Source organism: Pantoea sp. RIT-PI-b, from assembly GCF_001187905.1.
Taxonomy (GTDB): Bacteria; Pseudomonadota; Gammaproteobacteria; order Enterobacterales; family Enterobacteriaceae; genus Pantoea; species Pantoea nemavictus.
The window spans coordinates 81,575-93,487 of sequence record NZ_LGIS01000026.1 but is presented as its reverse complement, the minus strand read 5'-3'; the positions used below and the strand labels follow the sequence as shown (position 1 = coordinate 93,487).

Below are 11,913 nucleotides of genomic sequence, written 5' to 3'. Positions count from 1 at the left end.
TGTGTATTGTTTGGAGCCGCACTCAAGAATTCTACCACTCGTCAACTTTAATGACGAACAAATTACAGATTTTCCGGGGGTGTTAGTTTAAGTATTGACCGCTTTGGGTCGGAGATGATGTTTGCTGAGTCAATAATTCAACTCAATCAGATTTTGACGAAAGCTGAGATGTAGTGTTTCAGACGAGATGTAGGGAAAATGCGGGCGCCAGGGCCCGCAATAGTGTTACTCAAACCCGTTCGGATTCTTCGACTGCCAGTTCCACGTATCACGCATCATCGCGTCGATCCCACGTGTAACCCGCCAATCCAGCTCATTGTTCGCCAGAGTCGCATCGGCCCAGAATGCAGGCAAGTCGCCATCACGGCGCGGTTTGAACTCAAACGGAATCGGCTTACCAGAGGCTTTCTCAAACGCCTTGATCATCTCCAGCACCGAGAAACCAACGCCGCCGCCAAGGTTGTAAGCTTTGTAGCCTTCAATTTTAGCCAGGTGATCGAGCGCCTTCAGGTGCCCTTCTGCCAGGTCGACAACGTGGATGTAATCGCGCTGAGCGGTGCCATCCGGCGTGTCGTAATCGTCGCCAAACACGCCCAGCTTTTCCAGACGGCCAATCGCCACTTGCGCGATGTACGGCAGCAGGTTGTTCGGGATGCCGGTTGGGTCTTCACCGATTTCGCCAGATTCATGCGCGCCAACCGGGTTGAAGTAGCGCAGCGCGATAGCTTTGAAGTTCGGATCCGCTTTAGCGAAATCGCGCATCACGAATTCGATCATCAGCTTTGAGGTGCCGTACGGGCTGGTGGTGCCGCCGATTGGCGTGGTTTCCACGTAAGGAACCGGCGCATCTGCACCATACACGGTAGCAGAAGAGCTGAAGATGAAGTTCCACACGCCAGCAGCGCGCATCTCCTCCAGCAGCACCACGGTGCCCGCTACGTTGTTTTCGTAGTATTCCAGCGGCATGCGCGTGGATTCGCCCACGGCTTTCAGCGCGGCGAAGTGAATCACGGCACTGATATCGTTGCTGGCAAACAAGTCACGCAGACACGCACGATCGCGAATATCGCCTTCAACGAACACCGCTTTCTTGCCCGACAACTTTTCCACGCGGTTAATGGCTTCGCGGGAAGCATTGCAAAGGTTATCCAGGACCACAACGTCGTCGCCGCGCTCTAACAGCGCCAGCACCGTATGGGAGCCGATGTAACCTGCCCCGCCCGTTACCAAAATAGCCATGTGTACTCCTTTAAACCGCGCGAATGGCGCGGTAGAGAATGAGGAAGCTTATTTCGCCAGGATTTTCTGAATAGATTCGCGGAAATCACGGCCCTGTGCGTTGTTACGTAAGCCATAAGAGACGAACGCCTGCATGTAACCCAGTTTACGGCCACAGTCATAGCTGGTACCGGTCAGCAGTTGCACATCTACCGGCTTCTTCTTGCTGAGCGATGCGATGGCATCCGTCAGCTGGATACGACCCCATGCGCCCGGCTCAGTGCGCTCCAGCTCTTCCCAGATATCCGCAGAGAGCACGTAACGGCCAACGGCAGTCAGGTCAGAATCGGTTGAACCGGCTTCTGGCTTCTCAACAAAGCTGGTGATGGTGCTGATGTCGCCTGGGTTATCAATTGGCTCTTCAGTGGTCAGCACGCCGTATTCGGTCAGGTCTGCACCCGGCATGTGTTTCGCCAGCACCTGGCTGTGGCCGGTATCTTCGAAGCGAGCAACCATCGATGCGAGGTTATAACGCAGGTGGTCAGCGGTTGAATCATCCAGCAGCACGTCTGGCAGCACCACGACAAACGGGTTATCGCCGATCATCGGACGCGCGCACAAAACAGAGTGGCCCAGACCCAGCGGGTTGGCCTGACGCACGTTCATAATGGTCACGCCTGGCGGACAGATTGACTGTACTTCGCTCAGCAGCTGACGCTTAACGCGCGCTTCGAGCAGCGCTTCCAGCTCGTAAGTGGTATCGAAGTGGTTTTCCACTGCATTTTTGGAAGCATGGGTGACCAGCACAATCTCCTTGATGCCCGCCGCGACGCATTCGTCAACAATGTATTGAATCATTGGTTTATCGACGATTGGCAGCATCTCTTTCGGAATGGCTTTGGTCGCAGGAAGCATATGCATACCGAGACCTGCAACGGGGATTACTGCTTTAAGCTTGGTCATATTTATTCCATTTCATGAAGTGAATGCGTGAGGTCGATTATGCAGGATCGGCCGGTCGAGCAAGTATAATCTTAATCTGAAAAACCGGCACTAACTCTCTGTCGCGCCATCAAAAAACGCCAATTTGCCCTTCAACTGCAGCTTGATTTACCAGGCAATCGGCTACGCTAAACCGCTGAAAAACAGTGGAAGGATTGGGTCAACATTGCGGCGAGTGAGACCAGAGATTTTCAGAATAGTGAGGTGAGAAAATAGTCCTGCGGAAATGAACAGGGTTCGCACTCATGCGAACCCTGGGAACATGTCGTGGTCACCCGCCTGGGTGACCACGACACAATTACAGCATGCCTTCAAACCATTCCGGCATGACGAACAGATTGAAATGATTTACCAGCATCATCAGACCAACAAACACCACCGACACCGAAACCCACTGACGCGCATACGGCATAAAGCGGATGCCAATCACCGGTTTGATGAAGAATGGATGCGCAAAGGCCGAGATCAGCACTTGCGAGATCGACAGCGTCAGAGCTACATACAGCACGTTCGGCCAGATGTAGGTGGTCGCCAGCACGGCCACCACCACCAGGCTGGCAACAATGTTCCAGTAGAACTCAACGTTGGTGCGCCCGTTAGCCTGTGAGATCGCACCGGTTAAGCCGCCCATCGGACGCAGCATGCCAAACAACAGCATCAGCGGAATGAGATGGTAAACCTGCTCATGTGCAGGACCGTACAGCACGCGCACAATCACCGGTGACAGAATGCCAATCGCCAGATACATCACGCTGCTGAACAGCATGATGACGAAGGTGCCCTTCAGGAACAGCTTTTTCAGTTGCTCAGGATCGTGTTGCTTCTCAGCAAAACGCGGCAGCGCCAGGCGGTTAATCACCGGCGAAACCAGTTTCAGCGGTTGCAGGATCAGCTCTTTTGCCAGCGAGTAGATCCCCAGCATCTCGGCGCCCATCACTTTGCCGACGATCAGCGCATCCGCCTGGGTGCGTAGCTGGTTAATGGTTTGCGAACCGAGCTGATACACGCCGTAACGCACTGCGCTAACAAAGGTTTTGCCGTCGAATTCCCAGGTTGGACGCCACGACTTCTCCCCGAAGTAGATCATACAGAGAATGCGCGTGAAGGCGTTGATGAACAGGCCAAGAATCGCCGCCGCCACGGTTAGCGAGGTGTAATACAGCATCGCGACGGTGCACAGGAAGGCAAACAGCTTGGTGGCCATCTCAATCTTCGCCAGCGTCACCATGCGTTTGGTTTTCACATAGTGCGCCTGATACTGCGACAGATGTCCCAGCACGAGGAAGTTGAGGCTGGTGAGCATGATCAAACCCACCAGCTCCGGCAGGTGATAGAACCACGCCACCGGATAAGCGATCGCCAACATAATCAAGCCGGTGCAGAAACTGAGCGAGACGTTCACCCAGTAAATGGTGCTCTGCTCGCGGCGATTAATATCCTGGCGATGCACGATGTAGCTGCTCATGCCCATATCCTGCAGCACGGTCGCCACCGCCAGAATCGCATTGATGATCGCCAGTAAACCCAGCTCGTGCGTTTCGAGTTTGCGCGCCAGTACGGCGAGCTGTAACACCTGAAGCAATGCGGCAAAACAGGTACTACCAAACAGCCAAACGGCCTGTTTTTTTAATCCGCTCACACCATGCGCTCCAGAATTTTCGCCAGCTCACCGTAGGCGATGTGCTGATTGAACTCGGTTTCGACTTTCTGTCGCGCTGCCGCGACTACCGGTGCCACATCGACATCCCCGCGCGACAGACGCAGCAGCGTGGCCGCCAGCTCGTCCGGATCGTTTTCCGCCACCAGCCAGCCGCTGACGTCATTGTCAATCAGCTCAGGAATGCCGCTGTGATAGGTAGACACCACCGGTAAACCCACCGCCATCGCTTCCATCAGCGCCACCGGAATGCCTTCCATATCGCCATCCGCAGCGGTTTTGGACGGCAGCAGGAAGATATCCGCCTCGTTCAACGCCTGACGAATCTCATCCTGCGGCTTAAAGCCCGGCATGGTGACGAACTCCTGCAATCCGGCGCGCGCAATATGCTCGCGCATCATGCCATCCTGCTCGCCGTTACCGATGATGGTGAACTGGAACTGGCCGCCGTTATTGCGCAGGATTTCGCTGGCTTTCACTGCCACATCCAGTCCTTTTTTCTCGGTCAGACGCGCGACGGAAACGATGCGCAGCGGTTGATGGAACGCTTCACGCGGACGGAAGTTAAACTTCTCCGGCTCGATGCCCATGCGCGTCACGCGTACCTTCTCACGCGGACAACCCATCTCAATCAGCTTGTTCTCCCACAAGTGGCTGATAGGCAGCATCAACTCGCTCTGTTTGAACAGGTTGATGTAGTCGAGCTTGTGCTCTTCGAGGATGTGGCGACGCGAAATATCCGCGCCGTGGAACACCGTCGCCTGCTTGCCTTTCAACACGCCGAGTTCGCGCAGCTTGTTGGCCAACGCGCCGGCATAGCCGAAGTGCACCAGAAACACATCAGCGGTATAAGGCTGCTTGGTGTTGGCGACAATGGCCGGCAGCAGCAGTTTGCTGGCCTGTGCGCCATAGCGACGCACATTCAGCGACTTAAGTAGCGCGCCTTTGGTGATTTTCGGCAGTATCAAGCCGATACGCTGCGTTAGCTTATCGAGGTTGGATACTTTCTCTTCCGGCAGTAAATAGTGGGTTTTCGCTGCCAAATTGTAGTCATCGAACGCAGCGTGGCGATTGATCATATCGCCCGGGAACACGGAGATAATCTCCACGTCGTAGCCTGCGTCGATGAAATGCGTCACCTGATTGAGCACAAACGTCTCAGAGGCAACAGGAAAACGCATGGTGAAAAAGGTCAGCTTCATCACTTCACCCCAGGACGTTGAGAATTTCTGCTGTAATGCGGTTACCAATCTCACGCTCCTGCGCCACCGCGGTATCAACTTTGTGTTTCACGTTGTCGTAGTCGGCCAGCACTGTCTGCACTTTGTCGATGAGTGAACCGTCCATCAGGCTCTGCACATCGGTGGCCATCTGCGGCAGGCCGAGCTGTTTCATCACGCCGAGCGATTTGTGCTCGTAGTTGATGGCCACGGCTGGCGTACCAAAGTTCATGGAGATGATGGCGGAGTGCAGGCGGGTACCAATGGTCAGATGACAATGGCTGAGCAGGATGCCGAGTTCGAGATCGTTGAACTCGTCCATGATGACATGGTAATGCTCGGGATGCTCGACATGATCGCGCAGCGTCAGCGCCACCATGCGGTCGTCTTTCGCGTAGCTGTCGATACCGGTACAGGTAGAAAACGCAACCACCTGATAACCTTCGGCAATCATCGCGTTGATCACGCGGCCAAAGGCAGCTTCATACTCTTTCTGCGTCACGCCGAGACGTTTATCGAACGGCGCCAGTTCACGCACGGTAATCGCAATGGTTTTACGCGCGCTGATAATCGCCTGCCAGTGCAGCAGGTTATGGCTAGGATTCGCCACTTCACGCGCCTGCACCAGGAACGCGGTATCAACGCCCTTCTTCACTTTGCTGGTGGTCACGCCATCTTGTTTCAGACGATCGTGGCTCACCTCTTCGCGCAGCACCAGGCTGTCGACGCGATCGAACACAAAGTTTGCCAGCGCATTAACGCGCGGGTTTTCAAACGGTCCTACCGAGTGGCCAACCATATGCAGCGGCTTTTTCGCCATCAGCGCACAAAGCGCGTGGTCGAACTGCGTTACACCATACAGGTCGACGAAGAACGATCCGCCAACCTGGATGATTGCATCATATTGCGCGAGGCTTTGGGTGAAGGCCGCCAGGTGCGGTGGCACCGAGAACGATTTGTATAAACCGCCTTTGCCCAGGTGCGCCATCATGATGTCCGGCATCAGACGGTTCGCCACTTTGCGCTTGAGGCTGCCCACCAAACCCTTGCCCGATTTGCTGTTGTGCAGGAACAGGGAATCCTGCTGGATGTGCTGCTGCAGTAAATAGCCAGAGCTTGTTGGATAACGGCTGATGACATCGATATCCAAATCCGCGCGCGCAGATTTGAGCGAATCAATCAGCCCTCGTAAAATCGCGCCATCCCCGCGATTTCCACAGGTATGGTTTCCTACCAATAAGATTTTCATAAAAAAACTCCGGAAAAATTTTTGTAATTTTACAAGCCGCCAATAACCGCACTGGCAAAATGAACTCTGTGTTAAATGACTGCAATGGGAATAAACCCCAAAAAAGCGCTGCTAAATGCATTTCTATTCATTACTGCTTACAAATTATGCATATTCCGTAGCGGCGCAATAAATTGCGCCGCTACGTTGGGTTCCTACGTGTTACGACTTAATGGCGAAATACGGCATCGCAACCTGCTCGCCATTAATGACGACGGAAATAAACCCTTTCGGCTCACGCGCATCCACCTGTTCCGGCTTCAGCGCGCGCGACGCCAACAGCAAATCACCCTGCTCGTTACCGCCGACGCCGGCTTTGCCGTTGTGCAGGCTGAAGCGCTGCGGCGCCTGTTGCGCACCGCTGCCCGGCGCACCTTTATCCATCACAGCATCAACGCGCGCACAGCGACCGGTCAGGAAGCGATCCTTGGCGGTGCTTTTGATCAACACCGCGGTGGTCGGCGTCCAGCCCGCCAGCTTGACGTACACCTTGGTATCCGTTTCTGTGCGCGGTTCGAAACGTACATCCACCACCGGCGAACTGCCTTCGGCTGACCAACTGGCTTCCGCTTTACTCTTCTTGCGCTGCAGATGGATCACCGTACGTCCGCCAGTGCCTTTGCCGTCGATAAGATCCATCAGCGGTTGATTGGCGGTACCGTTACTGAACTGCGACTGACCAAACACTTCGATTTCCCAGCTATCACCCACCGCCGGCGAATAGAAGTTGCCCAGCTCAAACCAGGTCTCCTGATTGGTGTTATTGGTGAGGCGGAAACGTGAAGTGATGTAGTTGTATTTCAGGCTGCCGTCGATAGCGACGCCATAAGATTCAACGCGCGTGGAACCCATCTCCCAGATATTCAGCCAGCGCTCACCTTCCAGCGAGTTATCAATCCAGCTGCCTGCCTGTAAGTTGGTCTGACGCATATTCAGGCGCGAGTTGCGCGCATTCAGCGGGTTCTTACAATCCTCAATGCTTAACGCATCAACAATCCATTGCCCGTTTGAGATATCGCCAGGAAAATCGCTGTGCTCAATCCAGCCGTTGTGAATGATCGATTGGCTACAGCGCGGCAGGTTCAACACCATGCCGCCTTTACAGTGCTGCGCATTAAAGTTGGAGAGTTCAATCGCGGTGCTGTGATCCCACGCACCGGCCTTTTGACCAGACCAGCTGGCTTTAATCACATCACCGGTACAGGCGTTGGCGTACCACTGGTCGATTTTACAATCCAGCGTATCCAGCAGGCTGAGCGAGACGCCGCCCACCTGATTGAAGCGCAAGCACGCGCCACGGAAGAACTGGCCGCCCGGACAGGTATTGCGGAACAACCCCTGTTTATTCGGACGCTTGTCGGTGTTGCCGTTGAAGTTCAGGTTGGAGATTTCAGTCCAGCGCGCATTTACCTGGAACAGGAATTCGGAGCGGCCATCGGAAACCAGCGTGGTCGCCGGGAAATAGCCAAAGTTGACCATGGCACCGGAAATACGGAAGAAGCGACGTTGCGTATCACCGAAATCACACTCGGACACGAAGAATGTGCCCGCCGGGAACTGCACGCAGATTTGCTGGCTGGCATCAATCGACCACTGATACATGGCTTTGATCGCCGGTGCAGTATCGGTTTTGCCATCGGCGATGGCGCCGAAATCAAACAGCGTCAGACGATTGAAGTCTTCTACCACGCGACGCCAGGCGAAACCGTTGCCGCTGAAGTTCACACCGCCATCATCTTTGGCATCGCCAAAGGTGCCGACAAATTCACCACCGCCCACTTCCAGCCCTTCATGCCAGCTTTTCAGCTTAATTTTGGCACCGGCAAACAGCGGACGGGTTTTACGCAACTCCTCCACCGACGGAATTTCACCGATCAGCTGATAACCGTTCGGCTGCGCCAGTCGCTGGCTGAAGTTGCTTTGGTTAGGACGCGATACATCGCTGATCGAGAACAGCGTGTTGCCCTGATCGTCCTCGACGACCATTGAGTGCGCAGGATTGGCAATCAACGCGGCATTATCATGAATAAACTGCGCGAAGTTACCCTTGTTCAACGCAATCGGTTGACTGATTTGTGACACTTTGCCATTGGCATCGCGCAGGAATACCGGGATTTGATTGCCGGTTTGGCTGGCATCGCTGCCCGCCTTACCAATCCACAGTTTGCCTTCGAAGTTCTGCCAGAACTGCGGCGGCATGGTATAGACGTTTTCTGGCGTCAGAATCGGCACATCGCCCTGCGGAACGCTGGAAGGATCGACGGCTTTTAACGTTGGCTGACCACTTTTTGCGGCGTAGCTGGAAAACGCGCTGACTGAGAGCGCGGCAACAATGGAGGAGGCTGCGGTCTGCAAGACTTCTCTTCTTTTCATGCTTCAATTCCCGTGGTTATGCGGCCAAAAAGGATTCCCGAGGCACGATAATTGGCACTAAACAAGCGCGAGCCAGCTCTGTTTGATCTGGTTACCGTCAAACTTGAGCGCGGTTTCTTTGGTTTTTTCACTCATGGCGTAGAACAGGCCATCATCACTGGCGAGCTGCTCCATGCGCTTGATAAACATGGCTTTATCATTCATCGGTACCAGGAAGCCATCTTCACCGTGGTTGATAATCTCCTGCGGCCCGGTTGGGCAGTCGTAAGCCACCACCGGCAGCGACCAGGATTTGGCTTCCAGCAGCACCAGCGGCAAACCTTCATAGCGCGAGGTCATCAGCGCCATGTCACTTTCGCGGTAGTAATCGTTGATGTTGCTGACTTTGCCGACGAAGTTGACGCTGTTAGTGATACCCAATGCAGCCGCCTGATCGTGCAACTGCTGGCGCAGTTCGCCGTCACCGGCAATCACCAGTTTCCACTCCGGGTGTTTCTTACTGAAATCAGCCCAGATATCCAGCAGCAGATCGAAACCTTTTTGGTTATCGAGACGCCCCACCGCTAACGCCTGGCGGCTACGCGTCTGGCGTTGAAACGCCTTATACACCACGGGATTGGGGATTTGCTGACTGGCGATGTTCCAGCGATTAAACACCTGATGATCTTTGTCGGTTAAAACAATCACCTGGTCGTAGTAGCGCAGCATCAGCCACTTCAGCAGCTTGATCGGTTTACTAAATGAGTTAATTGCAATGTGTTCGCAGGCATAGGCTTTGAAACGCTTTTTCTTTAGTGCCATCAGGTTCCAGAACGCAAACATCACGCTCAGGCGGCCCATGCTGATCAGAAATACGCTGTCGAAGCCTTCCTGATGAATGCTAGCGACGGCGCTTTTAATCGGGTTGCTGTGGCCTTCAAAGCTGACAATTTTCTTTACCCGATCGAACGGATAAAAGGTTTTGCCATTGCCTTCCAGCGAATAAATGGTGACTTCATGCTGCTCGCCAAGGCACTCAGACATAAAGTTGCAGATGTTTTCCGTGCCCGCATACGAGTAGGCATCTTTAATCACCAGGACGATCTTTTTCATAAAATCCTTTCCACCTCAAAAATACCGAATAAAGAGACCCAAATCATTCGTGGCGCAGCAAGGCGGCAAGTGCGTTCATCCCCGGGAGCTTACTTCAGTAAGTGACCGGGGTGGACGTGCGCGGCCAACGCGGCTGCGGCGCGAAGGATGCCGGGTCTAACGATGCTTCAGAGCGAAGAGGACGCCATTAACCATGTACCACGTGTAATAGTAATATACTTTTAACGGATTGTTTTTATAGATAATTCTTAATAATTCGAGGTGCCACTTCGCCGCTTTATTTTTGTTGCGCGACAGTGAATCGCCCAACTCGTAATAGTTGACCAAGGTTTTCTGGATCACGCGGGCTTGTTTGTAGCGGAGGAACAGCTCATAGAGGAACAGGAAATCTTCGTGGCCTTTGCGCTGGAAGAAGATGCCCTGCGGAGGACGGCGGAAACACACTGAAGAGAAGCACACGCGATACTGCTTCTTCACGAAGTTTTCCTGCTGCAGATAGGGTTTGTTGTAGTTAATGTCGTGGTCGGCAGTTTTGGTTTTGTAGTGATAATGCGTGATAACAAAATCGTCACCCGCGGCAATCGCAGCGGCCTGTTCCGCCAGCTTTTCCCCATGCCACTCATCATCGCTATCGAGGAACGCGATAATCTCTTCTTGCGCCGCGCGCAGACCGACGTTACGGGTTTCCGCCGCACCGAGATTCTTCTCATTATCGAGGATGGTAATGCGCGCATCCTGACACTGCTCACGCACCACGGCGAGAGAGTCATCGGTCGATTTATCGTTAATCAGGTAAAGATGCCAGTCGCTGTAGGTCTGATTGCGGATCGAATCCACTGCACGCAGTACCGTATTTCGCGCGTTATACATCGGCATCACAATACCGATGGTGCCAACATGATTTGTCATTTGTCTACCCGGAGTTTCAGGAACCAAAAAATTGCCCCCGTGATGGGAGCAAGTGAAAGTCTAAAAAATGTGAATCAGGAAACGGCTCTTCTACCGGAAAAGCGCGACTTCACCTTATCGAGCAAGCGATTCATGAAGTAGGCGCGGTTATCACGATTGGTGAGGAAGAAGTAGCGCGCAAAGCTGAGACTGGCTTGCAGCGATTTACCATCCATCTTGTAGCGCAGCGGCAGCTTGAACGCTTTGTAGGTATGGATATCGCGCGTCGTCAGATGCGGCTTCATGGTATCCAGCCAGAAGAAGGAGTATTTCACCGACTCGCCTTTGTGCTTGGAACCAAACTTGGTCACCAGATGGTAAGTCGCCAGCGGCTGGTCGATCATCACGAAGGCGTAGCCCATGCGATCGGCACGGATACAGAAATCGTAATCCTGATGGCGGATATAACGCGCATCAAACTGAATCTGCGCGGCATCTTCACGCTTCAGCACAATGGTGCTGGTCTGAATAAAGCCGTAACAGCCAAACAGATATTCCGCCACGGTTTCATTTTTACCGGGCGGCTGCATCGGCATCACCTTCAGGAAGCTGCCATCCTGATGGATGTTCACCTGGCTAAAGATGACGTAGCGTGATTTGCCCTGCGCCTCCAGTTTGGCGATGGTTTCACTGACCGTCAGCAGCTTGTCCGGGTGCCACTCATCATCAGCATCAAGGAAGCTGATAAAATCGCCCGTGGCCAATTCGATACCTTTATTACGGGCGCCGGCGCCGTTGAGTTTGACCTCAGATAGCTCCAGTTTGATGTCCAGATCCTGATAACGCTCACCGCGTACCACCTGCGCCAGTTCGGCCGCATCGGCCGATTTGTCATCCACAATAATCACTTCAAAATTGCGGTAAGTTTGCGCTCTGACGCAATCTAGCGTCGTTACAATCGATTTCGACGCGTTATACGCGGGAATTACAATTGAGAAGCGGATGTCCTGCATTGCCAGCACCTCTTAAACAGCTGTTCCAGATTCAACGGTAACGCGTTCAGCCCTGAGAAAGGAATCGGCTTTGCTCTGAAAAATCATGCCGTTAGTTTCTTTTCTCATTAAGACTGTACGTACCATCACGGGAATACCTAAGACTGTGCTGTGTGTATGTGT

The 11,913-nt window shown here is 53.6% G+C and carries 9 protein-coding genes; all 9 read right to left on the bottom strand.

What is annotated here, in order from left to right:
• Nucleotides 1–225 precede the first annotated feature (225 nt).
• The 9 genes from galE to AC790_RS16445 all read right to left on the bottom strand — a co-directional run bounded on the left by galE (nucleotide 226) and on the right by AC790_RS16445 (nucleotide 11,751).
• Complete coding sequence (gene galE, locus AC790_RS16485) at nucleotides 226–1,239, bottom strand: UDP-glucose 4-epimerase GalE (protein WP_049852459.1); 1,014 nt, start codon at nucleotides 1,237–1,239, stop codon at nucleotides 226–228.
• A gap of 48 nt (nucleotides 1,240–1,287) precedes the next feature.
• Nucleotides 1,288–2,181 (bottom strand): UTP--glucose-1-phosphate uridylyltransferase GalF, encoded by an 894-nt coding sequence (galF, locus tag AC790_RS16480; RefSeq protein ID WP_007888920.1) that lies wholly within the window; start codon nucleotides 2,179–2,181, stop codon nucleotides 1,288–1,290.
• A gap of 337 nt (nucleotides 2,182–2,518) precedes the next feature.
• Entirely contained in the window at nucleotides 2,519–3,859 is a 1,341-nt protein-coding gene (locus tag AC790_RS16475) for an MOP flippase family protein (RefSeq protein WP_007888923.1), read from the bottom strand.
• Entirely contained in the window at nucleotides 3,856–5,079 is a 1,224-nt protein-coding gene (locus tag AC790_RS16470; protein ID WP_049852585.1) for a glycosyltransferase, read from the bottom strand. Before AC790_RS16470 ends, AC790_RS16475 begins: the two co-directional genes overlap by 4 nt.
• A 4-nt stretch (nucleotides 5,080–5,083) precedes the next feature.
• A complete protein-coding gene (gene wcaK, locus AC790_RS16465; protein ID WP_007888926.1) occupies nucleotides 5,084–6,346 on the bottom strand; it encodes a colanic acid biosynthesis pyruvyl transferase WcaK in 1,263 nt (420 codons plus the stop codon).
• A gap of 201 nt (nucleotides 6,347–6,547) precedes the next feature.
• Nucleotides 6,548–8,758: a phage tailspike protein gene (locus AC790_RS16460; RefSeq protein WP_007888927.1), complete on the bottom strand. Its 2,211-nt coding sequence runs from the start codon at nucleotides 8,756–8,758 to the stop codon at nucleotides 6,548–6,550.
• Between the two features lie 57 nt (nucleotides 8,759–8,815).
• Nucleotides 8,816–9,850, bottom strand: coding sequence for a glycosyltransferase family 4 protein (locus AC790_RS16455; RefSeq protein WP_007888928.1), 1,035 nt, complete (start codon nucleotides 9,848–9,850; stop codon nucleotides 8,816–8,818).
• Between the two features lie 156 nt (nucleotides 9,851–10,006).
• On the bottom strand, nucleotides 10,007–10,759 hold the full coding sequence (locus AC790_RS16450) for a glycosyltransferase family 2 protein (protein WP_007888929.1): 753 nt from the start codon (nucleotides 10,757–10,759) through the stop codon (nucleotides 10,007–10,009).
• Between the two features lie 74 nt (nucleotides 10,760–10,833).
• Nucleotides 10,834–11,751, bottom strand: a complete 918-nt coding sequence (locus AC790_RS16445; protein ID WP_007888930.1) for a glycosyltransferase family 2 protein — start codon at nucleotides 11,749–11,751, stop codon at nucleotides 10,834–10,836.
• Nucleotides 11,752–11,913: the final 162 nt, after the last annotated feature.